The 22513-nt window shown below is 73.1% G+C and carries 15 protein-coding genes; 5 read left to right on the top strand and 10 right to left on the bottom strand.

The features are described 5' to 3' along the window. The first annotated feature begins 570 nt into the window (after window positions 1-570). From ACFP3U_RS18785 to ACFP3U_RS18775, 3 genes are all read left to right on the top strand, one after another. A complete protein-coding gene (locus ACFP3U_RS18785) occupies window positions 571-843 on the top strand; it encodes a hypothetical protein (protein WP_380226708.1) in 273 nt (90 codons plus the stop codon). A gap of 109 nt (window positions 844-952) precedes the next feature. After that, entirely contained in the window at window positions 953-3418 is a 2466-nt protein-coding gene (locus ACFP3U_RS18780; RefSeq protein WP_380226707.1) for a DEAD/DEAH box helicase, read from the top strand. Between the two features lie 177 nt (window positions 3419-3595). After that, entirely contained in the window at window positions 3596-4603 is a 1008-nt protein-coding gene (locus ACFP3U_RS18775) for a DNA-processing protein DprA (protein ID WP_380226706.1), read from the top strand. Between the two features lie 174 nt (window positions 4604-4777). On the opposite strand, the gene ACFP3U_RS18770 is transcribed toward ACFP3U_RS18775, so the two are convergent. The 4 genes from ACFP3U_RS18770 to ACFP3U_RS18755 form a co-directional block, all read right to left on the bottom strand. Next, window positions 4778-6031, bottom strand: coding sequence for a hypothetical protein (locus tag ACFP3U_RS18770; protein WP_380226705.1), 1254 nt, complete (start codon window positions 6029-6031; stop codon window positions 4778-4780). A gap of 167 nt (window positions 6032-6198) precedes the next feature. Then, window positions 6199-6747 (bottom strand): hypothetical protein, encoded by a 549-nt coding sequence (locus ACFP3U_RS18765; RefSeq protein WP_380226704.1) that lies wholly within the window; start codon window positions 6745-6747, stop codon window positions 6199-6201. Continuing rightward, window positions 6747-9239, bottom strand: a complete 2493-nt coding sequence (locus ACFP3U_RS18760) for a helix-turn-helix domain-containing protein (RefSeq protein WP_380226702.1) — start codon at window positions 9237-9239, stop codon at window positions 6747-6749. The genes ACFP3U_RS18765 and ACFP3U_RS18760 overlap by 1 nt, the downstream gene beginning before the upstream one ends. Window positions 9240-9253: 14 nt before the next feature. Continuing rightward, on the bottom strand, window positions 9254-9892 hold the full coding sequence (locus tag ACFP3U_RS18755; RefSeq protein WP_380226701.1) for a hypothetical protein: 639 nt from the start codon (window positions 9890-9892) through the stop codon (window positions 9254-9256). A 329-nt stretch (window positions 9893-10221) separates the two neighbouring features. On the opposite strand from ACFP3U_RS18755, the gene ACFP3U_RS18750 reads away from it, so the two are divergent. Continuing rightward, on the top strand, window positions 10222-10800 hold the full coding sequence (locus ACFP3U_RS18750) for a hypothetical protein (RefSeq protein ID WP_380226700.1): 579 nt from the start codon (window positions 10222-10224) through the stop codon (window positions 10798-10800). Between the two features lie 161 nt (window positions 10801-10961). Here the strand turns inward: ACFP3U_RS18750 and ACFP3U_RS18745 are convergent, their stop codons facing one another. From ACFP3U_RS18745 to ACFP3U_RS18730, 4 genes are all read right to left on the bottom strand, one after another. Then, the gene (locus ACFP3U_RS18745) at window positions 10962-12104 is read right to left on the bottom strand and encodes a hypothetical protein (RefSeq protein WP_380226699.1); all 1143 of its coding nucleotides are present in this window, start codon (window positions 12102-12104) and stop codon (window positions 10962-10964) included. A 49-nt stretch (window positions 12105-12153) separates the two neighbouring features. After that, a complete protein-coding gene (locus ACFP3U_RS18740) occupies window positions 12154-12897 on the bottom strand; it encodes an AAA family ATPase (RefSeq protein ID WP_380226698.1) in 744 nt (247 codons plus the stop codon). Then, on the bottom strand, window positions 12894-14525 hold the full coding sequence (locus tag ACFP3U_RS18735) for a Mu transposase C-terminal domain-containing protein (protein ID WP_380226710.1): 1632 nt from the start codon (window positions 14523-14525) through the stop codon (window positions 12894-12896). The genes ACFP3U_RS18740 and ACFP3U_RS18735 overlap by 4 nt, the downstream gene beginning before the upstream one ends. A 206-nt stretch (window positions 14526-14731) precedes the next feature. Then, entirely contained in the window at window positions 14732-15970 is a 1239-nt protein-coding gene (locus tag ACFP3U_RS18730; protein WP_380226697.1) for an AAA family ATPase, read from the bottom strand. 134 nt (window positions 15971-16104) lie between these two features. Between ACFP3U_RS18730 and ACFP3U_RS18725 the strand changes: the two genes are divergently transcribed. Then, window positions 16105-16683, top strand: a complete 579-nt coding sequence (locus ACFP3U_RS18725; RefSeq protein ID WP_380226696.1) for a hypothetical protein — start codon at window positions 16105-16107, stop codon at window positions 16681-16683. Window positions 16684-16740: 57 nt separating this feature from the next. Here ACFP3U_RS18725 and ACFP3U_RS18720 read toward each other — a convergent pair whose 3' ends face one another. Together ACFP3U_RS18720 and ACFP3U_RS18715 are read right to left on the bottom strand one after the other, a co-directional pair. After that, a complete protein-coding gene (locus ACFP3U_RS18720) occupies window positions 16741-17361 on the bottom strand; it encodes a hypothetical protein (protein WP_380226695.1) in 621 nt (206 codons plus the stop codon). After that, window positions 17361-22019, bottom strand: coding sequence for a DnaB-like helicase C-terminal domain-containing protein (locus ACFP3U_RS18715; RefSeq protein ID WP_380226693.1), 4659 nt, complete (start codon window positions 22017-22019; stop codon window positions 17361-17363). Before ACFP3U_RS18715 ends, ACFP3U_RS18720 begins: the two co-directional genes overlap by 1 nt. Window positions 22020-22513: the final 494 nt, after the last annotated feature.

The raw sequence follows: 22513 nt of genomic DNA, 5'->3' as shown, positions 1-22513 counted from the left end.
CCCGGCTACGCCGGGTAACCACGGGCCTTCGGCCCGGGTTGCTTGCGCCTTCGGCGCTGCGCGGCGGCTTCGCCGCCGGTACTGCCCCGGCCTTCGGCCGGGGCCCTCGGCGAAGCCGAGGGCTGGCCCGCACTGCGCGCGGGCAGCGGGCCGGCTGCGCCGGCCGGATCGGGCGCAGCCCGATCCGGTGGGGTGACGGGCGCTGCGCGGGCTTGGGTGGTGGTGGATCAACTCCGCGCTTCGCTGCGGAGTTGGGTGGGTGTCAGGGCGGGGCCTTCGGCCCTGGGTGGGGTGGGGGGTGTTCGGGCTTCGCCCGGACTGGCTGGGGGTGGTGGGTGGGGGCGCTTCGCGCCTTGGAAGGTGGAGAGGTGATGGGTGGTCATGGGGTGGGGGTTACTCGTTGGGGTAGTACAGGGGCGGGCTTCGCCCGTTCTGGTGCATCAAAGACAGTAGCCCGCTAGACTCTGGATTGTTGGACAGGCTCCGGGCGGCCCTCGACTCGCAGGATCGCCCGGATTCGGCGCCCCTTCAAAAGGCCCGGACATGACTCCTCAATGGATGGTGAGTGCTGTGATCGTGCGAGACGCCGACGGTATTGAGCTGCCGGACCCCGAGAAGGCGGCTCCGGCCGATCTGTGGCGGGTGCTCCGGATGTTCCCGGGCATCGCCGACGACATGGAGCGGGAGCCGCACAGCTTCACCATCGCCGGTCCGCTGCTGCTATCGCAGTTCGAGAGGCTCTCCGACCTCAGTCAGTGGGTGACGAAGTGCGTCCACAGGCTGCATGACGAGCTCGCCGATAACCTGCACAACGGCCGGGGCCCCTGGACGCCCGAAGACTGAGCCGCCACCACGGGAAACGGGCTTCCCGTCGAATCCGGGAAGCCCTCGAAAAGGCCGCTGTGGCTTTTATGTCGCGTCGCATGAATTCCGGAAAAGGGAGACAGTTGTTATGGCGAAGAAATTGCGCCCGAACCAGGAAGAGGCGTGCGACGCGGCAGTACGACTTCTGACGCCTCCGGCGTCGGGGTTGGTGCCGCCGGAAGGGCTACGGTGCCAGATCCGGGCGGCGACGGGGGCGGGCAAGTCGCTGACGGCCGTTCACGTCGCCTCCCGGCTCCACGCGGAGCGGACGCTGGTGATCGTGCCCTCCCTGCCGCTGCTGGAGCAGACGGCCGGGGTCTGGCAGCGGGAAGGGTACGGCGGCCGGACGGTCGGGCTCTGCTCTCTGGCGGGCAACGAGCAGCCTGTGGGCCTGCGGTGCACCACCGACCCGGCGGAGCTGGTGAAGTGGACGAGCGGCGCGGGGCGGGTCACCGTGTTCGCCACCTACGCCAGCCTGGGCCTGGGCCACCTGGAAAAGGCGCACCAGGCCGGACTGCCGGCCTTCTCGCTCGCGGTTGTGGACGAGGCGCACCGGGTCTCGGGGCAGGCGGGTCGGCCGTGGGCGGCGATCCTGGACAACGCCCGGATTCCCTGTGACCGGCGGCTGTTCATGACGGCCACGCCGAGGTTGTGGGCGGTGAAGGAGACGGATCGGCTGCGGGCGGCGGCGGCCGGGATCGAGACGGCCGAACTGATCGCCAGCATGGACGACGAGGCGTTGTTCGGCCCGATCGCCCACGACTACCCCCTCGGAACCGCGATCTCCGACGGGGTGATCGCCCCGTACCGCATCCTGTGCGTGGACGTCTCCGACCCCGTCCTCCAGGGCCTGGAGCAGCGCGGTGCGAGCGATGTGTCCGTGGAGTACCGGGGAGCGCGGCTGGCGGCCTTGCAGACGGCCCTGCTGACCGCCTGTGCGGAGTGGGACCTGTCCCGGGTGCTGTCGTTCCACCACATGGTGGCCGAGGCGCGGGCGCTGAGCACCGGCCTTGGCGACGTCGCCCGGGTGCTGTGGGAGCAGGACCCGGCGCTGCACCCGGACCCGGCGCTGGTTGGGACGACGTGGTTGGAGGCCGAGCACACGCCGGCCGAGCGGCGGGCCGTGCTGGGCACCTTCGCGTCGCTGGTCCGGGAGGACGGGTGGCGGCTGCTGCGGTACATCCTGGCCTCGGTCAAGGTGCTGTCGGAGGGCGTGGACACCTTCGACTGCGACGCGGTGTTCTTCGCCGACGTGCGCGGCTCGATGGTCGACCTGGTCCAGGCTGTCGGCCGGGCCCTGCGGATGCACCCGGGCAGCGGGAAGGTCGCCACGATCGTGGTGCCCGTCCTGCTCGGGGTCGGCGAGAACGGCGACCAGCTGCTGACCTCCCGGGCGTACGACGGGCTGTCCAAGCTGCTAATGGCGCTGCGGGCGCACGACGCGGCCGCTGTGGAGCGCCTGGCCATGCCGCAGTCCGAGACCCGCCCGCCGAGGGAGCCCAAGCACGCCGGGGAGCCGGAGGAGCGCCGCTCGGCTGCCGGGGAGGCGCAGCTGCTCCAGTTCTCCTCCCAGCGCGACCCGGCGGTCATCGCCGCGTTCATCCGCACCCGAGTCTTGGAGCCGGAGCGGGCGGAGTTCCGGCGGGGCCTGGAGGAGCTGCTCGCCTACCGGGAGAAGTTCGGCGACGTGAAGGTGCCCTACGCCTACCGGGCGCCGTCCGGGCACCGGCTCGGGGTGTGGGTCGCGGACCAGCGCCGCTACAAGGCCGCCGACGTCCTCGACCCGGAGCGCGTCAAGGAGCTCGACGAGCTGGGCATGATCTGGTCCGCGTTCGACACCGCCTTCACCGACAACCTGGCCGCAGTGGCTGGGTACGCGGCCGAGCACGGGCACGCCTGCCCGCCGAACGAAGCGGTGTGGGGCGGGCGGCCGGTCGGGACCATCATGAAGAACCTGCGCACCGCCCAGCGGCGCACCGAAGCGCTCCAGCGTCGGGCGGAGGCCGGCGAGCAGGACTTGGACTGGACCGGCGCGCTGAGCGCCGACCGCAAGGCCGCCCTGGACGAGATCGACGCGGGGTGGTGCCCGTCCTGGCCGGTGGAGTGGCGGCGGTGCTTCATCCTGGCCTGGCAGCACATCAAGGAGGGCGGGATGCTGGCCGGTGCCGAGCCGGGCAGCGTCGTCGTCCAGGGCGAGGACCTGGCCGGGTGGGGCCGCGCCCAGCAGGTCGCCTGGGACAAGCTCGTCCCGTCCCAGCAGTGGGCGCTGGAGCACGTCCTCGGACTCGAACCCCCGGCACCAGAGCAGAGGCCAGCCGCGAAGGTGACGCACGCGGAGAAGGAGGCCCGGAACCTGGCGGCCGCCGCCCAGTTCCGGGAGCGGGAGGGGAACCTGAACGTGCCGCGCAAGCACAAGGAGACGCTGCTGCTGGCCGACGGCACCACCGTTGAAGTCAGCTTGGGCCTGTTCATCGCCAACAGCCGCAGCAGGCGCGCGGACATCCCCGCCGAACGCGCCCAACGCCTCACCGAACTCGGCATGCGCTGGGAGTAGCCGGGCAGCGGACGCGGGCCTGGCCGACCGGCCACCCGGGTGCAACACAGGCCGGCCGCAACGCGGCCCGACCCCGGGCTGGAGCTCTGTCGGTGGGGTGCGCCATGATGAAGGCAGGCCCAGGTAGTACCGCAACACCCTTCGAACAGTTCCGGGCCGTAAGTAGAAGGAATGATCATGACTTCGCTTTCCCCTGCCGCGCTGCAGGGCGCAGCCCCTGGTGATCTCTCCGGGGCCCACCGGGACCTGCTGGCGCTGTGCGCGCTGCGCATCAACAACGCATCCGTGGACTGGAGCCTGCTGGCCCGCACCTGCGCGAGCGCGGACGGCGTCGAAGCGGCGCTCGAAGGGAACCTCGGGGAGCAGTCAGAGGCGGCCCGCAAGAACTTGCCGGTCCTGCGCTCCGGTCTGGTACACCTTGCGGATGCCCGTGAGCGGGTCGACGCCGAGCTGGACGCCGGGGCGCGGGCCGGGGCCCGCATCGTCACTGTGCTGGACCATGCCTACCCGGAGAACCTGCGGCTGGTGCCCGACCGGCCCCCCTTCCTCTTCTACCTGGGCGACCTGTCGACGGCCGACCGCCGGTCCCTGGCCGTCGTCGGCACCCGCGGCGCGAGCGAGGTCGGTCTCGGCCGTGCGGCGCGGATGGCGAAGGGGCTGGTGGCGGCGGACGTCGCCGTGTTCTCCGGCCTGGCGCTGGGGATCGACACCGCCGCGCACGTCGAGGCCCTGGATGCTGGGGGCAGGACGGTGGCGGTCCTGGGTCACGGCATCGCCGCGAAGGTCTACCCTGCGGCGAACAGCGTGCTGGCGAAGCGGATCGTCGGCGAGGGCGGGGCTCTGTTCTCGCAATTCTGGCCGACCTCCGGTCCGGCGACGTGGACCTTTCCGCGGCGCAACGTGGTGACGTCTGGGAGCGCCCTGGGCAGCATCGTGATCGAGGCGTCGCGGACGTCCGGCGCGAAGATGCAGGCACGGATCGCCTCCGAGCACGGCAAGCGGGTCTTCCTGCTGCGGTCACTGGTCGCGCAGGAGACCTGGGCGGCCAAGATGGTCGCCGCGGGCCGCGCCGTCGAGGTGGCCACGCTCGACGACGTCCTCGGCCAGTTGGACTCGGCGCCCGTCGCACCGGCGCCGGTGGTGGCCGAGGAGCAGTTCGAGCAGCTCGCCTTCGGCGGCCTGTAGCCGACGGCCCCCGGCGGCCCAGCGGGCCGCCGGGTCCGTACCGGCGGCCCAGCGGGCCGCCGGGTCCGTACCGGCGGCCCAGGGTGCAGTCCGGCTTAGCGCAGCACGGCCCTCGGTCCTACTGGCCCGCGGCCGTCCGGCACCCGCGCTTCGCGGCCTTCGCCTCCGAGGCGTCTACCCCGTCCCAGCTTCGTCCACCGACAGCCCGGTGGGAACCGGGGCCGTCGCGGCGGGCAGACCGGTTTCCCCGGCGACGTACATGGCCATGGTGTCCCGGACGAGCTGCACTGGCCCGGTGCCGAAGGCCGAGATGTGCTGCTCGGTCGTGAAGTCGGCCGGGGTGAGGCTGTTGGTGGCGTAGGGGTCGATCGTGACGCCGAGCCGAGGGGTGAAGAAGGTGTAGGGCTTGCGGTACTTCCCGATGGTGACACCGATCACCTCCTTGGCGCCGGCCGCAGTCAGCAGGTTCCTGGCCCAGTCCAGGCTCATGCCCTGGGTGGTGAAGTCGTCGAAGACGATGACCGTTTTGCCCTTCAGGGTCCTCCGGTGGTCCGGGTTGAGGTGCACGGTGTTCGCCTGGGTTGCGATCGTGACCTCGCTGTGCCGTCCGCCAGCGCGGGCCCTGCTCGTGTCGATCGCCGGGGTCGCCCGTACAAGCAGGTCGTCCTTGTAGTACCCGCACGCCATGACCCTGGCAACCTTCAGGAACTCCGCGAGCTGGTCGTTGACCTTGCCCGGGGTGCTGCTGGGATAGACGCAGAACCAGGCGCGGCTGGGCAGGGAGTCGTCCAGGTAGGCCGAGCAGAGAAGATGCGTCATCAGGACATCCCGCGCGCTGCGGTCTCCGACCTCGACCTGCTGGTCGTAGGTGAAGATGGTCTTCAGGTCGAACCGGGTGGGCCGTGTCCCGGGGAAGGTCTCGTCGGGCTGGAACAGCGAACGGACGCGGAACCTGCGCGCCGGGTCGTCCAGGGCAAAGAGCCACTCCGGTTCGTGGAGGAGGTGTCGGTCGAGCAGCCAGTACAGGTGGGCCGGGTCGTCTGCGGCCAGGGATTCGATCGACGTGCCTAGAGCGCTCGCCCAGCGAGCGTGAATGTGGAGCACCTTGCCGTTGAGGCCGGTCCTGTAGTCCCACTCGGTGGTCCCGACAATCACCATCTCGGCCTTGCGAAGGCCGAGGCGATCGGCCACCTCGTCCAGCCAGAGTCCGCTGCCCCGGGGTTTCCGCTCGGGGATGTCGTCCTGGCAGAGGGAGAGCGCGGGCTGCGGAAGGCCAGCCGCAGTGCAGTGCGCAGCGGCGTCGACGCGCCCGGTCGTCAGCAGGACCCAGACCACCCCCTGCTGGTCAAGGGTGTGGAGCACCTGAGCCACGTCAGGATGGGACTTCCGCGTCCCGTTCTCGAACACGGCCTTGTAGTCGAAGACCACGGCCCGTACCCGGTTTCCAGCCATCGCACCCGCCCACCCAGCCCCGCTGCGGCAGGGCGATAAGTCCGATCAGTACTCCCATGATCCCGTATGCCAAGCCCATCATGGGCGCTTCCGCGGCAAGAACCAGTTCTCGCCTATGCGGCCAGCCCGGTACCTGTGGTGGGTCAGCTCAAGTCGAAGTCGTTGGGGTCGAAGTCGAAGTCATCAGGGCCGAAGCCGCCGTAGCCGGCGCCGCCGTTGAAGTAGTCGGCGAGGGCCTGGCCGATGACCTGCCGCACGTCTTCCTCGTCCTCGGCGAGGGCCAGGGCGGCGGCCTGCTCGCCGGTGAGGTTGAGGTGGATGTCGCGGGCCCGGACGGCGTCGGAGCCGCGGATCTCGAAGCTGACGGCGCGGCCGACCCGGGCGCCGATCCCGGAGATCGTGCCGCGCTGGGCGAGCTGTTTGGCCTTGCGTTCCCGGCCGCGCTCGGTGGTCTGCACATCGACGGCTTCGCGCTTGAGCTGGTCGACGTTCTGCTGCTTGGTGGGGTGGCGGGTGCCGTCGATCCAGCGCAGCACGGTGCGCGGGGAGACGCCGTAGGCGGCGGCCATGGCCTTGGTGTTCCCGCCGTACTTGCGCTCGCGCACCTGGCCGGCCTGCGTGGTGGACTGCACCGGCGCCTTCCGGGAGGGGAACAGCGCCTCGCGTACCCGGTTGAACAATCCGCCCGCCATCAGTTGCCGCCTTCCTCATCGTCGTTGCCGGTGCCGGCGCCATCGCCGTTGGTGCCGGTGTGCTCCGGGCCGATCGCCATGCCGTCGGTGGTGTAGTGGTGGACCAGCTTGGAGGGGTGCTCCCGGCGCTCCATCGCCTCGATGGCCGCAGGGAGCGGGATCGAGGACTCGTGCTTGTGGCTGCCCGGGGCGATGCCCAGGCGCAGCGCGCCGGGGACCGGGGTGCCGTCGTCCTTGACCGAAAGGAGTTCCAGGGGGGTGGGGGCGTCGGTGGCGTAGAGGTAGGAGTCGACGTTGACGGCGAAGGGGGCGCGGCCGGTGAGCTGGAGGGTCTTGCGCAGGCGGCGGTGGGCGGCGATGCGGGCGGCGGCGATGATGTGGAAACGGATCTCGGGACGGTAGGACCAGGCGGCGGCGACCTTCTCCAGCCACACCTGGTCGTCGAGGTGGCGGGCGGAGTCGGCCCACTTGCCGATGCCGCCCTTGTAGATGTTCTTGTAGAGCCCGGCGAGGATCAGGGCGTCCGCGCGGAGCGGGTCGGTGCCGGTGTCCTTGTGGACGGCGTAGGCGGCGAGGAATTCCTCCGGGCCCTGGCCGTCGACCAGGCCGAGGTCGGCGTAGGCGCGCTTGTACCCGGCCCGCAGGTGCCCGGTCCACTCCTTGAGCAGCGGGACGGTGTGGGTGGACAGGTACGCCTGCGGGATGGTGGCGGGGTCGAAGCCGTAGGTGGTGGCCATGTAGGCCACCGTCGGGGTGGCGTGCCAGCTGGGCCCGGTCGGCGGGCGGCCGTGGAAGGTGGCGGGGTGCGGCAGCAACTCGTCGACCGCCGTGGTGGCGAAGTCGCACCACCACAGGCCGGCGGTCTTCCCACCGTTCCAGTCCGGGTTCTGCACCAGCTCCAGCGGGCCGGCGGGCAGGCGCAGGGAGTCGGTGACCGAGAGGTAGGAGGCGCAGACGTCGACCGCGACGACCCACGGGCGCACGGACTCCTCGGCGGTGAGCTCGCGGGCCCACCACTTGTAGTCCTCCTCCTCGCACACCGCCTCGCCCTTGCTGAGGAGCTCGCGGGTCAGCGGGTGCCGGGCCCCGGCGGCCGGCGGCACGCACAGGTCCCCCGTCGGGAGTGCGCCCTCGCGCAGGTGCGAGGACCACTCCCCCGTCGCCGGGTCCTTCACCCACTCCACGCGCGGACGCACCGCCTCCAGCAGGGCCATCCCTGTGGTGGCGGTGGTCGCGCCAGGGGCGACGCCGAGGTCGGTGGTGAAGGCCCGGAAGCGGCGGGCGAACGTCGCCCCGTCAACGGTGCCGTCGGGGGCGGTGGCCAGCGGGAGGGCGAGGGCGCTGGTGGCCTGCTGGCGAGCATCGCCCTGCCCGAGCCACGGCGCGACGACGACCCGCACCGACGTCTTCTGCCCGCCAGCCGAACCCGTGCGGCGGAAGGCGTGGAAGGTCGGCCCGACGTGCTCGGAGACCTCCATCCCGACCGTGGCGGCGGCCTTCGCCAGCTTGGCCTGGAGCGAGGCCAGGGCCTTCTCCGTGCCCGGGAGGGAGGCGGGCAGGCCGAGCTGCTTGAGCGCGCCGGCGGTCAGGCAGACCGTGCCGTCACCGCCCCGCCCGGACGGGTGCGCCCGCTCGATCCGCAGCGGCAGACCGGTCCCCAGCCACGCGAACCAGTCACCCAGCTTCACCCCGGCCGGGGCCGGGAAGCCCGGGATGTCCAGCGCCCAGGTGCCGTCCCCGGCGACGCCCAGCGCGACCATCGGCCACCACCTCGCCGCCGTCGGCGCAGCGGGAGCGGACGGGCGCGCCGCAGCGGTGCGGGCCGGGCTACGGGAAGCGGCCGGACGCAGGCTTCCCCGGGCTGCGGGCGCCGGGGACGCGGCGGGCACCGGCTGGGGCGGCGCGGCGGTGACCGGGCCGGACGGAGCCCCGGGCGCCGGGGCGGCCGTGGCCTGGACGGCCGGAGCGGGGACCGGCTGCTCGGCCTGGACGGCCGGGGCAGCGGACGCGGGGGCCGGAGCAGCAGGAGCGGCGGCGGGACGGCAGAAGCCGCCCAGGTGCATCGGGCGGCCCTGGGCCCGGTAGACGGAAGGCTGGCCGCACTGCACGCACGACGCCGCCGGGCCCATCACCAGTGAGCCATCCGGGTTCTGGTCCAGCATCACCTGCTGCGGCGCCAGGGCAGCCTGCTCAGGCGCGGCCGGAGCGTGCACCGAGGCGGGCGCGGGGGCGGCCTGCTGCTCGGGTGCGGGGAAGCGCGCGGCCAGGCCGTCGAGGAGGCGGGCGTAAGCGGGGGTGATGTCCGGGCCCGGGACGGCGGTGCCGTCCTCCCAGCCCTGGACCAGGGCCGAGTTCACCCGCAGGGCGGCGGCGATCTGCGCCGGGGTGAGCCCGGCCGCCAGGCGCAGCCGCTTGCGCTCTGCCGGGACCGGCAGGCCGGTGCGCACGGCGGCGAGCAGCTCGTCGACGGAGTTGAACAGCTCGTCGGACATCAGGGTCGGTCTCCTCAGCGTCCGTTGGGTCGGGTCGGGTCGAGGCGGGGGTCGCCGAACAGGGCGTCGAAGACGTCCTCGGTGACGCAGGCGATCAGGCCCCGCTCGGCGTGCCGCAGGGTGTAGCCGGCACTGCGTCCGAGGCCGGCCGCGGCGAGCGGGACCTGCGGGCGGTAGTAGAAGGTGAGCTCCCGGCCGGCGAACCCGGTCGGTTCGGTCGCCCGCTCCGCCGGGGTGAACGGCAGGGTGAACGACCCCAGGGCGGCTACGTCCGGCTCGGCGGCCAGGTGCAGGACGCCGTCGTCGGTGGTGCGGAACGCGACGACCAGGTTGACGCCGTCGGCGCGCCGGTCGCGCGGCAGGCCGTGGCCCTCGAGGACCCGGCCCAGCTGTGTGGGGGACATGCCGGCCGCGATGCCCAGCGCGCGGCGGTTGGAGTAACCGCTGGTGGCGTCCGCCCGGGACAGTGCCAGCTCCTTGAACACGGCCAGGTGCTGGATGACGTGGCTGGTTTGGGCGACCAGCGCGGTCAGGTCGTCGAAACGGGAGGCCCTCGGCGGTTCCACCATCCTCCCCTCCCGCAGCGCGGCGAGCAGCGCCCGGCCCAGGTCGTCGGGCACCTCGACCTGCTCGCCGTCGAAACCGATCCTCACGACACCACTCCCAAACAGTAGAACCTAAACAAATAGTACGGCTGTACACTCTGGACGTCAAATAGGCAGGGGCGCACGGCCGATGCCGCGCGCCAGTGCGGCCGACACACCCTGGCCGGGGACCCTGAATTCTCGGTCCCGCCTTCGCTGGCGCCGCTTCAGATAGCCTGGTGCCTCGGCGAACTGAGCGCCCATCCCGCTGTCGTGCACCCACGCCGCGCGAGTCCCGGGAGAAGGTCCTACGGGATCCAGACTTGATGAACCGTCGGATCCCCTTCTTCACCGGCCGATGGCGTGGGCGCAGAGAGCCGGTCTCGAAGGAGACGATCGTGACCAAGCGCAACACCGACCAGCAGCGAGCCAGGGAACTGCAGCACGCTGAAGGCATCGGCTACCACGAAGCGCTCAACCGGGTGCGCGAGACCAGGCAGCACGAGCCGGAGATCAACTCCAGCGTCGTCCTGACCGACTCCACCCTCATCGCCGTCGAAGCGGCCAACGGCGTGCGCTGCATGGCGTGCCACAAGGGCATGGACTTCGACGAGTGGGGGCTGCACCTGGCCGACGTGAGCAGCCACGGATACTTCCAACCCGTCCTGTGCGCTTCCTGCGCCAAGGCGATCGGCAACGCCGCAGCCCGCATCCCCGCGCTCCCGGCCCCGGACCCCGAGGACCCGGACACCATCCTCGTGCCGGCACAGGCCGGGCGGGACCAGGTCGTGGCGCACCTTGCCCAGGACCGCGTCCATCTGTTGTGCCGCCGCCACACCCCCGAAGCCCCGACTAGCCACGACGACCGGTACCAGCCCGTCACCGCGGAAGAACTGGAAGCCCTCGGCCACGGGTTCCGCCCCGGCGGAGGCGGGCACAACTGCAGCGTCTGCAGCCTTGACGTGCTGACCGTCTGACGGGTTTGCACAGCCTGACGGCCGGCGCCGATCGTCGGCCGTCGGGCTCCCGGTCCGCATCCCGGTTCACAGCGGGAGCCACCAGTCGGCCGGCCCTGTCAGTCAGCCGCTTCGTTGCTCGTCGGATTCGACGACCCGAGAAGTCTGCCACCGGGCCAGGTTCACGTCCGGCGCCGCCCCGGCGAGGGCGGCGGCGGGCATCCCCGCATGTCTTCGGTGACGGCCCACGGGTAGTGGTAGTGGGCGGCGCTCAGCGGCCAGACGGTCTTGCCGGGCGGCTGGCTCCTGCGGGTTCCCACGGCCGGGCGGGACCGGCGCGGCTGAGGCGGGCGCAGTTTGCAGGTTTCGGCGAAGCGGGTGACCGAGGGCAGGCCGCTGGCCGGGAAGGGCGGGGTGAACAGCGGCTCGTCGGGTACGCCGGCGATGCCGCGCAGGTACGCGGCGGCCAGCAGGAAAGGGCGGGCCCAGGAAGGCACCTGGTGGGTCAGGCAGCCTTGCCGCAGCCCGCCCGGGTCGTGGAGGGTGATCGCGGTGGCCCCGGGGGTCAGGTCGCCCAGGTGGACAGTGGCCAGCTGGGTGGTGGACGCGGCGGTGAGGACTGCGGTGGCCAACTCGGCGGCCAGGTGCGGGTGGGCGGTCGCCGCGTGGAGACGGTGGGCGATCTCCTCGGACACCGAGGCGCGCATCTGCGGCGGGTGGAAGCCGCGGGCCCGGGCGGTGGGCGCGGTGCAGCGGCAGCGCTGGTCGCGGCCGTCGTGGGCGACCAGGGTCGTCAGCGCCGACAGGGGAAGCCAGCGCCCTGCGAGCGGCCGGTAGGGCGGCAATTGGGACAGGGAGGGTTTCTGACTGCCGGGCAGTACGGCGCGGGCGTGCGCGAGCTGGTAGCCGGCGGGGGCGAGCATCCGCTCCACCGGGGCCGGGACCGTGCCGCGGTGGCACACCAGGGCCAGGCGCACGCCGGTGCGGGAGCGAAGGTCGAGCAGGTCCTGAAGGCGGCGCGTGTCCAGCAGGTGGGCGCGCAGCACGGTCAGGTGGGTGGTGGACGTGGCGAGGATCCAGGCGGCGGCCAGTGCCCAGGGCGGCTCGGCGGCCCGGCCCGGATAGCCGCTGACGGGAATCGGTTTGCCCAGTGCGGCGAGCACGTCGTAGGCGAGGCAGATCGTGGAGTCGGTGCCGGGGGTGGGATGGATGGTGAGGCGGCCGGCCGCCGGGTCGTGCGCGGCCAGTGCGGCGCGGGTGTGGAGTGCGTCGTCGAACGGGTCCAGCACCACGGTGACCGGGGGCGGGTCGGGGCAGGTCATCATCGGGGAAACCATCCGATCGCGGTTCGTCGTGGGCGCGCGGGGCGAGGGGTCACGCGAGGCGGCTGAAGGCCCAGCGCAGCAGGTCCTGGTCGATGCGGGAGCGGCCGGTGCGGGCCAGCGCGGTACGGGCGTGGGCGGTCAGCTGGGCCCAGGCGCGGAAGTTGCCGTGCGCGGCGTGGCCGTCGGCGAAGGCGATGTCGGCGGGGTCCGCGGTGGCCCAGATCGGATGGAACAGCGGGATGGTCTCCTTGACCTCTTTCAAGGTGAGGCGGGAGAACTGCTGCCAGATGAACACCCTCGAGGAGAGCATCGGCTCTCGGCGCAGCACGGTGTGGCAGCCGGCGCCGCCGACGAAGACGATCGCGATCTGGGTGGCGGGCTCGTCCCACAGGTAGCGGAAGTATTCGAACGCCTCCGAGTTGAGCCACTGGGCCTCGTCCACGAGCAGGGTGCGCGGGTGCTCGGCCAGAGTCGTCTTCAGCAGGCGGTCGAACTCGCTGGGGTGGCGCGGCGGGTCGCCTGGAAGGTCCAGGGCGGTGAACAGTTCGTAGCGCACCGCGCGGGCGGTCGGGCGGGCGCGGAACGTCAGACGGCGCACGTCCTCGGTTGGTTCGAGTTCCCGCAGGCAGGTGTTGAGTGCGAGGGTCTTGCCCAGTCCGGCGGCGCCGTGGACGCACATCATCGCCCGCGCCGCGATCGTGTCGGCCAGGTTCTCCTGGGCGATCAGCAGCGCCCGGGTGGAGACCACCTGCGCGCCGGGCAGGTCGACGTAGTGCGGCCAGGATCCGGTCACGATTCCTCCTCGGCGGGCAGAGGGTCAAAGCCAGGCGCAGAGCCGGATGCGGGGGCGGGTGCGGGGCCGGCGGGCCGGGGTTCGGCCGGCTGGGGGGCAGCGGTGGCGAGGCGGGCGGCCACCGACGCGGGGACCGGCAGGCCAGGTGGCGGCGCGGCGAGCGGCAGCAGGTCGGGCAACGCGAGCGCCGCCAGGTCGGTGAGGTCGGCCGCGGCCAGTTCCCCGTCGGCCTCGGCAGCAGTGAGCGGGCCGAGGAGGCGAGGGGCCTCGGGTCCGGTGGCGGCGGCGTAGCGCTCGTGACGGCGGCGCTGGGCGTCCTTGAGGTCCTTGGCGAGGCCGCGGGCGCGGGCGGCGCGGGTGCGGCGTACGGCCGCGACCTGCTCGGCGGTGGCCTCGTTGGCCAGGTGCGCGGTGGCCAGGTGGCGGCCGGTCGCCGGGTCGAACAGCTCGATCTCGTGGTCGTGGTGGGGCATGTAGCGCACGCTCACGCGGGTGCCGGTGCGGCTGGTCATCCACGCGGCGATGTAGAAGCGGCCCTTGAACTTCACACCCCGGGTGGTGACGGCCCGTGGATGGGCCCGGTCGTCCTCGAGGGTGAAGGCCCACAGGTCGGCCTGCGGGATCTCGCGCACCGGCGTGGGGTCGTCCTGCCAGACCTGAAGCGGGGTCTTGCCGCCCAGTGGTGCGGGGCGGTGCTCCGTGTTCCACCACACGGCCCAGGCCAGCAGGCCGGCGGTGAACTCCTCGAACGACAACAGGGCGCTCCGGTCGGCCGGCCCAGGCCGCCGTCCCGGCCTGGGCCGGTGGACGTAGCCGGGCAGCGCGGCCAGGTGCATCCGCTCCACCGACCGGTTCAGGCCCTCCACGGTGCCCTTCAGGTGAGGGGTGTAGGGCGGCAGCGGCTCCACCTCGACGCCCAGCGCCCCGAACGCGGCGGTGACCGTGCAGGACAGGAAGTCCTTGCCGCGGTCGACCCTCACCTTCTGCGGCAGGCCGCCGACCGGGCCGTAGGGGGCGGTGCGCAGCACCGCGGAGCGCAGCGCGGCCAGGACGGACTCGCGGGAGGGGTGGCCGGGGGTGATGGCGAGTCCGGCGATCGCGTTGGTCGCGCAGTCGACGAACCACGTGATCCAGGGCCTGCGCGGCTGGGCATCGGTGTCGACGACGACCAGCACGGGGGCTTGCATGTGGTCGGTCTCCCAGACCTGGTTGCGGTGGCCGCGGGGGCGGGTGAGGAACACGTTGTGCTTGCGGGCCGCCCTCTCTCCCGCTGCCAGGCCGGCCCGCTCCCCAGCGGTTAGGTCCCGCTGGATCGCCCGGTGCAGGGTAGGCAGCGACGGCGGCCGGCCCGGCGGGTTCTGCCGGGCTGCCCGGGCGGTCAGTTCGCGGTGGACCGCGGCCACGTTGCCTTTCCAGAGCGCGAGCAGGTGGCGTACCTCGGGTGTGACGGTGAACCGGATGCTGCTCTGGGCGCGGGATCCGGGTTCACGGGCTGCGGCCGGGTCCTGTTCGGCGGCGGCCAGCCACCGCCACACCGTCCGCTCGGTCACCGCCAGGCACCGCGCGGCCAGCTGCACCTGCCGGGTCGTCAGGGCCCCTTCCTGGCGCAGGGCCAGCAGACGGCGCACCGCCGGCCCCCGCAGCGCGGTCAGAGACGCCTCGGGGAGGGCAGCATCGGGCGGCCGGCCTGCGTCGGTCTCATCGGGTGCGGGCTCTGGTCGCTCGACCACGCTCTCCTGCCTTCCTCGGGTCGGGGGCCGCCACCAGCGCGGTGGCTGTTCGGCTTCCCGGTGCCGCAGCGCCGCCGCCGGCTCGTCCGTGATCCGGCGGGCCGTCACAGCGGGCCGGTGAGCCGGGCGCAGACCCGTTCCAGCAGCGGGCGGTCGACCACCGCGCGGGCCTGGCCGTAGACCTCCGCTGTCAGATGCGAGGTCACCTTCGCCCAAGTGCGGAAGTTGCCGTGCCCGACGTGCTCGTCCACCCACGCCATGTCCTTCGGCGTTGCCTGCCCCCACAGCGGGTGGAACGCCTCCATCACCGGCCTGACCTCGCTCTGGGCCAGGCGCGGCACCAGCTCCCAGGTCAGCACCCGTGATGCCAGCGCCGGCACTTTGCGCAGGGCGCGCTCGGCCCCCGCCCCGGCGAAGAGCAGCGCGACATCCGTGTCCGGGTGGTCCCACAACTGCCGCAAGAACTCCAGCGCAGCAGCAGGCAGACGCTGCGCCTCGTCCAAAACCAGGACCCTGGGCTGGCGCAGCGCGTCCAGGAGCACCAGATCCGCCGCGCCGGTGCCGTGCGGCAGCCGCTTCAGCTCCAGCGCCTCGGCCAGCACCCGGCGCAGCTCCGGCACCGACGGGTGCACCCCGACATGGACCCGGCGCACCCGCACCGGGTTCGGCAACTGGGACAGGGCGTACTGCAAAGCCACCGTCTTTCCGTGCCCCGCGTCCCCGTACAGGCACGCCACCGCACCGACCGCCGCGGCGTGCGCGACGCGCTGCACCACCGAAGCCACCGAGGGAGTGACGACGACCTGCGCGCCGGGCACCAGGACCGGCACCTTGGCCAGATGGGTCTGCTCGCGCAGGAACACCTGCCCGCCCGCCCCTTGGGCCGCCACCGTGTTCAGCCCCAGCTCACTGAGCGGGTCCGGGCGCAGCGGCTCGACCAGGCCCGGGGTCCGCTCGACCAGCAGCACCCGGCCCAGCTGCCGGTCACGACGCACCACACGGTGCAGCGTCCCCAACGACGGCACATCGACTCCGTCGCCGGCCGCTTCCACCATCCGACGCCGCAACTGCGCGACGTTCCCACCCACCTCAGCCAGCAGCGCCCACGTCTCGTCCGACACCGCGAAACCCCGACGGGCGGGTGCTCCGTCGACCTCGCCCGTGGCCTTCGCCGTCGCCAGCCACCGCCACACCGTGCGCACCGACACACCCACCGTGTCCGCGACCGCCCGAACGTGCCGCGACGTCAGCTCACCGGCCGCCTGGCGCTCCACCAGACGCCGCACCACCAGCCCACGCGGCAACCCCACGCCCGCACCACCGGCAGCGCCCTGCTCTCCCATACCGACGATCAAAACGGGACACCACCCGCAACCAGATCAGATCTCTCGAACCCCGGACAGCACTACCCACGGTGGGATATAACCCCCGCGTCAGCGAACCAGACCGCCGATCTCTCACCCCATGACAGTCACCAGTGACCGCCACCACCCACACCGAAGCCATCCCGACCAGCAAGAATGTGCAACCACCACCCCGCCAGGACTGCCGACTCTCACCACAACTGACACCAAACCGAGAAATCGCACCGGTGGACGGCGGCACGATGTACGCCGTCGATGTCGGCAGCGAGCCGTTGCGGCCGTTGGGCATGCAGGCGTGGGCCGTCGAGGGGCAGCGGGCGCAGGTGGTCTTCGCGGCCTCGCACCGGGTCGAGACGTTCGCGTTGGCCGGCGGCCGCGGGCCGGATTCGCACCTGGCCGGGCTGGCGTCCGGCGGGTGGGCGCGGTTCGGTGACTTCGAGGGCTGGGCGGAGCCGGCGGTCGGCTGGTCGGCCGTCCTGGACGTGGCCGGCAACGTCCAGGACGGTGACCGGCCGGGCTGGCGTCTGCTTCTACGAGGGCGGTCTGAACAGCTCGCGCGTCTGGCGCCGTACCGCGCGCCGCCACGGTGTCTTCTTCGCCCTGGCTGGCTGCATCACCGGCCCTTGGGACATCGCGGAGGCGCAGCTGCGGGGGAAATGTACGCGCTGTTGTGCCCGGTGGTGCTGGTCTGAGCTGGGGTGGGGCGCAGCTGCAGCCCGGTGGGGCGGGCGCGCGGCTGGTGGGGGTGGTCAGGCGCCAAGGCCGATGTGGCGGACGTAGGTGTAGGCGCCCCAGTCGGAGTCGAGGTCGGCGATGATGTCGTCCCAGATCTCCTCCAGCTTGCCGATGTCGCCGGCGACCATGGCGTCGACGGCTTCGTCCCAGACGTAGCGGACCTGCAGGGTGCGGAGGCGCAGGTTGTCGCGGCGGCGCGGTTCGTCGACGACGTCCTGGTTGATGGGGTGGATCTCGACCCGGGTGCCCTTGCCGGCGTTGTTGAGGTGCTGCTTGAACGCGCCGGGGTTGTTGAGGATGTTGGCGGCGCGGAGGTTCCAGTAGGCGGTGTCGATGGCGTCGAGGTTGGCGGGTAGGGGGTGTTGCTTGCCCTTGGTCCAGGCGCTGATGGTCTTGGGGACGGCGGTGATGCCGGCGTCGGCCATGGCTTGGGCGCCGCCTTGGGTGGTGGTGAGGTACTTCATGCGGGCGGTGAGGCCCCGGCGGGTGGTGACGGGGGATTTGATGCCGCCTTCGGTGATCATCCGTTCCAGGGCGTCTTCGAGGGCGCGGGCGAGGACGATTTTTCCGTGGCGGTTTTCGGGGTCGTCGGCGGCGCCGTATTTGCCGAAGTTCTTCCAGCCGTCGGTCGACATCAGGCGGCCTTCCCGAGGGTGTACTGGGTCTTGAGCTTCAGCTGGGTGGTGAGGCGGCCTTCTTCGAATACCGTGCGCCAGGGGAAGTCTCCGGTGATGTGGAGTTCGTCGGTGCCGCGGAGGCGGACGATGGTGAGGCCGTGTTCGTGGGCGCGGTATGCCTTGTACCAGAGGTTGGCGAATGCCTGGCTGCGGAAGATGTGCATCCAGTCGGGTCGGCGGAGGTCGCGGTTGGTGGTGGATTCGCCGATGGTAGAGACAAAAATTGAGTAGATGGTCTTGATGTATTCTTCGGTGACTTTATCGCCTTCGAGGACGGCTTTCTCGCGGGCGGTGGTGAGGACGCGGCGGAACTTCTCCGCGATGTTCTCGGAGGCGCCGGAGGTCCAGGCCTGGGTGATGTACGGGGGATCGCAGAGGTCGAGCTTGTGGCAGCGGATCAGGAGGCGGATGGTGGCGTCGTCCAGGAAGACCGGGCCGGGCTCGCGGCGGTTGCCGATCGGGTCGGGCAGGTGCGGGTGGTGCCAGGTGGGGCGTTCGGGCAGGAGGTAGACGCCGGAGCGCTTGGGGTCGAAGCCGCCGTTGGGCTGGTGGACGAGGGAGCCGATGGGCAGCCAAGCCTTCAGGGCGCTGCAGTAGGCGGCGTTGGTGTCGAGGACGTCGACGGCCACGCTGGTGAGGGTGCCGTCCTTGAGCTGGGTCATGAGTGGGCCGTTCTCCCACTTGTGGCGGCCTTCCCAGATGTCGTCGGCTCCCTTCTTGGTCTTCTTGCTGAGGAATTCGAGGCGTTCGGGATAGACGGTGTGTTCGTAGTTTCCGCCGACTCGGGTTGCTTCGAAGAGGGCCATTGCGTTGGGAATTGCTTTGTTTTCCAGGGCGGCGATGGTGGCCTTGGTGTCGCCGTCGTGTTCCTGGAGGGCCTGGTCGACGACCGAGCTGATCATGTCGAGGTAGTAGCCGTAGTCCCGGCCGGCGTAGTCCCCGCCGTTGGTGCGGGCGGGCCTGGAGGTGGTCGTACGCGGCGCGTGGTCCCGGGTCGGGCGCAGCGGGTGGGTGGGGGGCTGGTCGGGTGTCAGGGTGTCCAGGGCGGCCGCGGTGGCCGGGGTGACCTCGGCGTCGGCGTCGGGCCGGGGCGCAGCGGGGGTGTTCTGGGTGGTGTGGCCGGGGACGGCGACAGTGGGCCAAGGGAAGGCCGGTGTGGGCGCCTCCGGCGCCGGGTGGTGGGTGGCGTAGGGGTAGGAGGGGGTGGGGTTGGTGAGGCGGGCGTGGGTGCGGTCGGCGGTGAGGGTGAGGGTGGCTTGGGTACCGAGGTCGCGTTCGGCGATGGTGACGAGGAGTTGGGTGGTGGGGGCATCGGGGTGGGGATGGAGGGTGAGGGTGGTGTCGAGGCTGAGGGTGGTGATCAGGTCGTGCTGGTCGGTGTCGAGGATGGCCAGGACCGGGACGTGGTGGGTGCGGGCGAGGTGGGCCAGGGCCTGGGCGGCGTCGGTGAGGCGGGGGCCGGAGAGCGGGAGGCGGGGGTCGTCGAGGGCCTGGAGGCGGTCGACAACGACCAGGGCCAGGCCGGGCTGGCCGGTGGGGTGGGTGAGGTCGACGGCGGTCTCGGCGATGGCGTCGGGGGTGAGGTCGCTGCCGTCGTCGATGTAGAGGTGGGCGGCGGCGAGTTCGGCGTGGAGGGCGGTGACGTCGGCCTGTTCGGCGGGGGTGAGGCGGCCGGTCCGCAGGCGGCGGTAGTCGACGTGCAGGTGGGCGGCGACGATCCGGGCGGCGACGTCGGCGCGGGTGAGGCCGGAGGCGGCGTAGAGGACCGGCAGGCCGTGTTCGAGGGCGGTGGTGCGGGCGGTGGTGGTGGCGAGGAGGCTTGCGCCGATGCCGGGGGCGGCGGCGGCGAGGTAGAAGCGGCCGGGCTGGAGGCCGCCGAGGGCCTGGTCGAGGGTGGGGATGCCGGTGAACAGGGCGCGCGGGCCGGCCGGGGTGTTGGTGTGCGGGTCGGGGGTCTGGGGGGTGAGGACGGTCGTGAGGGCGTCGGCGAGCGGGGCCAGGCGGCGCGGGGGCCGCGGAGTGGCGGGCGCCGCGGGGGCCGTGGTGGCCGGCGGGGGCATGGCCGCGGGGGCGTGCAGGGCGGGTTCGCCGGCGGCCGGCGCGGGCGCGCTCGAGGTGGCCGGCTCGGCGTCGGCGGGGGCCAGCTGGCCGGGCGCAGCTGTGGCGGGGACGGGCTCGACTGCGGCCAGGGCCGGGACGGGCTGTCCGGTGGGCGCGGGCGGGTCGGCGGCCAGCGGCAGCAGGGCATCCGGGTCGACCAGGGGCAGGAGTTCGGAGGGGTCGACCAACGGCAGCAGCGGCGCGGCCGGGCCGGGGGTGACCGTGGCGGCCGGGGTCGCCGGGGTGGGGAACAGGGTGTCGTCCGGTGCATCAACCCCGCTACCGGGCGGGGTTGTTGATCCCTGGCGGGTGGTGCTGGCCTGGGCGCGGTTGTTCGAGGTCGGAGCGGTCGAGGACGCGGGCGCGCTCGGGGCGGACGGTGCGAGGGGCGCAGCTGCGGCGGGGACGGTGGCCGGGACGGGCTCGGCTGCGGCAGGCATCGGGGTGGGGGTCGGCTGGCTGCCGGGAGCGGCCGGCTCGGCGCCCGGGGTAATCGTTACAACTTCGTTGCTGTGTGGGGTTGTTGCTGGCGTGTCGGGTGTACCGGGGGCGGGGCGGCCGGGGTGAGTGGTTGGCGGGAGCGGGGTGCCGTCGGGGGTGGCGGGAAGCAGCACGGCGAGGGGGGTGACGTGGCGGCGCAGGACCTGGGGGTGGCCGGTGGCGGCGGCCTGGATGAGGTCGCCGAGTTTCTTGCGGGCGTCGGCGGTGCCGTGTGCGGGGGCGGGGGTGAGGTCCCAGCCCAGGGTGGTGGCGGTGGTGGGGGCGGTGAGCAGGGCGTGGTGGGTGCCGCGGGCCAGGGGGGTGGAGGTGCCCTCGCCGGCGGCGCGGATCAGCTGCGGGAGGGTGCTGCGGGCCTGGTGGAGGGTCTGCGGGCTCGGGGCCAGGACCAGGGCGAGGTCCAGAGGCGGGGCCGGAGCGGGGCGCAGCGGGACGGGGTCCGGCACGGTGGCGGTGTCGGCCGCCGGAGTGGGCGGCGAACCGGCGGCGGGAGCGTCGGTACGCGGCGGTACGGGCGCCGGGGTCCGGGCGGCGGGGGTGTGGGGGGCCGTGGGCACGGTGGTGTCCTGGGGGTTCGGGGCGGCGGCGGGCGCCGGTACGGGGTCGTCGGCCGGGGTGTCGGGGAAGGCGGGGCCGGGCGGCGGTGTGAGGTCTCCGGTGGGCGGGGCGGCCTGGCCGGGAGCGGACCGCGGCACGGTGGTCGCGGGGCCGGGTGAGGCGACGTCGGGGCCGACGGCCAGAGCGGGGGCCGTCGGGCCGGAAGCGGCGGGCGGCGGCAGGTGTGCCCCGGCGTCGGTCGCCCTGGGCCGGCTGGTGGCGGGCTCGGGTGCGGTCCGGCCGACGGCCGGGCGGGAAGTGACAAGGTCTTCACCGGACGGGCCAGCGGTGCCCGGTGGACGGCTGGCGGCCAGGGCGTTCTCACGCGCCTCCGGCGCGGGGGCCAGGCGGTGGTGGCCGGCCGTGGACTTCAGGCTCGCCAGCTTGGGGCGGTCAAGGACGGTGTCGAGACCGGGCTCGCCGACCAGGACCAGGGGGAAGCGCTCCGGCCCGCCCCGCGCCCACAGACCGTGGAGCGTCTGCAGCGCGGCAGTGGCCAGGCGGTGGGCGTCGGGCACGACCAGCAGGCGGGCGGCGCGGCCGAGCTCGGCGGCGATCAGCTCCAGCGCGGCGTTCCGCGCGCGGGGCCGAGGGCGGCGGTGGTCGAGACCGAGGGCGGTGTACAGGACGTGGATGAGGGCGGCTTCGTCGGTGCCGGGGTGGGGGCGGACCTGGACGGCGGGCAGGAGCTGCTGCTGGGTGGCCGTGGCAATGGCCGGGGTCGCGGTGGTGGCCGGGCCGGTGACGCACAGGATCGCCCGGTGTTCGACGGTCGTGAGCAGGTCCTGGAGCAGGCTGTCCGCCGTTGGGTGGGCGGCCGGAGAGGCCGGCGGCACGGTCGTGTCGGCGGCGGTTGGGTTGGGGTGGTCAGCGGGGACCGGCACGGCGGCGGTGTCGGCCGCCGGAGCGGGCGCCGACCCGGCGGCGGCCGCGCCCGCAACCGGCGCAGCAGTGGACACGGGGGCCGGGCCGGGGTCCGGGACCGGGGTGGCGGCCAGCGCAGCCGATGCAGCGTCAACGGCTTTGGAAACAAGGGGAGTTATGGCGGCCTGGGTAGCCGGGTGGGGGACATCGCTGCCCGGGGCCGGACGTAGCGGGGCCGGGCCGACGGTGGTGTCGGTCTCCGGAGCGGCGGGCGGCGCCTGGGCCGGTTCCACCCCGGCGGCGAACTCGGCCGCGGCGACCGCGCCCAGTGCGGGCCGCAGGTGGTCGGCCACAAGCTGCTCTAGGGCCTTGTACATCTGGCCGGCCCGCTGGCTGGTCGGGCCGCCGAACGCGCCGCGGGGAGCGGTGAGCAGCGCGAGCCAGTGCGGACCGGTGAGCTTGCCCCGGGCCGCGGCTCCGAGGGCGGACTTCAGCTTGCGGCCCGCCGGAGTGGCCAGGTGACCGCGTGCCGGGTTCACCAGCTGGTAGGCGGGCATCGCCAGGTTCTGGCGCGGCCCCCGCGGGATCGACGTCCACAGCGGGTCCTGCGGGCCGGGAAGGACGAGGTACCCGGCCGCCCCCGGCTCCGGGGCGGGAGCAGCGGACCGGGCGGACGGAGCGTCGGCGGACCGGGCGGGGGCACGGCGTGAGGACTCGGCCCCGCGTGCGCCTTCGCGCGGGGTGCTGCCGGAGTGGGCCGGGCCCGGCGGCCGGCCGCCGGTCGTGCCCGGACCGCCAGCGGTCGTTCCCGCAGCTGTGTCCGGGGGGCCGACGCCCCCTGCGGCCGGGAGGAGCGGGTCCTCGCCGGCCGGAGCCGTGCCGGTGCCGGTGGTACCGGCACCACCCGTGCTGCTGGTGCTGCCCGCAGCTGCACGGGAGAGACGTGAACGGGAGGAGGGCACCAAAAACTCCAAGGACGCAGAAGGAGTGAGGAGAGCAGACCGGCCCCGGCGGGCCGCCGGTCCGACCGGCCGGACCGGCGGGAACAGCC

This window comes from Kitasatospora misakiensis (assembly GCF_042656005.1).
Taxonomy (GTDB): domain Bacteria; phylum Actinomycetota; class Actinomycetes; order Streptomycetales; family Streptomycetaceae; genus Kitasatospora; species Kitasatospora misakiensis.
The sequence above is the reverse complement of the archived record's forward strand: the minus strand, read 5'-3'. Positions and strand labels throughout refer to the sequence as shown.

Bases quoted from the DNA above. Each gene is read 5' to 3' on its own strand.
- ACFP3U_RS18780 (WP_380226707.1), top strand. From the start codon at position 953: ATGGCGAAGAAATTGCGCCCGAACCAGGAAGAGGCGTGCGACGCGGCA.
- ACFP3U_RS18760 (WP_380226702.1), bottom strand. From the start codon at position 9,239: ATGTCCGACGAGCTGTTCAACTCCGTCGACGAGCTGCTCGCCGCCGTG.
- ACFP3U_RS18775 (WP_380226706.1), top strand. From the start codon at position 3,596: ATGACTTCGCTTTCCCCTGCCGCGCTGCAGGGCGCAGCCCCTGGTGAT.
- ACFP3U_RS18730 (WP_380226697.1), bottom strand. From the start codon at position 15,970: ATGGGAGAGCAGGGCGCTGCCGGTGGTGCGGGCGTGGGGTTGCCGCGT.
- ACFP3U_RS18765 (WP_380226704.1), bottom strand. From the start codon at position 6,747: ATGGCGGGCGGATTGTTCAACCGGGTACGCGAGGCGCTGTTCCCCTCC.
- ACFP3U_RS18745 (WP_380226699.1), bottom strand. From the start codon at position 12,104: ATGATGACCTGCCCCGACCCGCCCCCGGTCACCGTGGTGCTGGACCCG.
- ACFP3U_RS18720 (WP_380226695.1), bottom strand. From the start codon at position 17,361: ATGTCGACCGACGGCTGGAAGAACTTCGGCAAATACGGCGCCGCCGAC.
- ACFP3U_RS18715 (WP_380226693.1), bottom strand. From the start codon at position 22,019: ATGCCCGCCTACCAGCTGGTGAACCCGGCACGCGGTCACCTGGCCACT.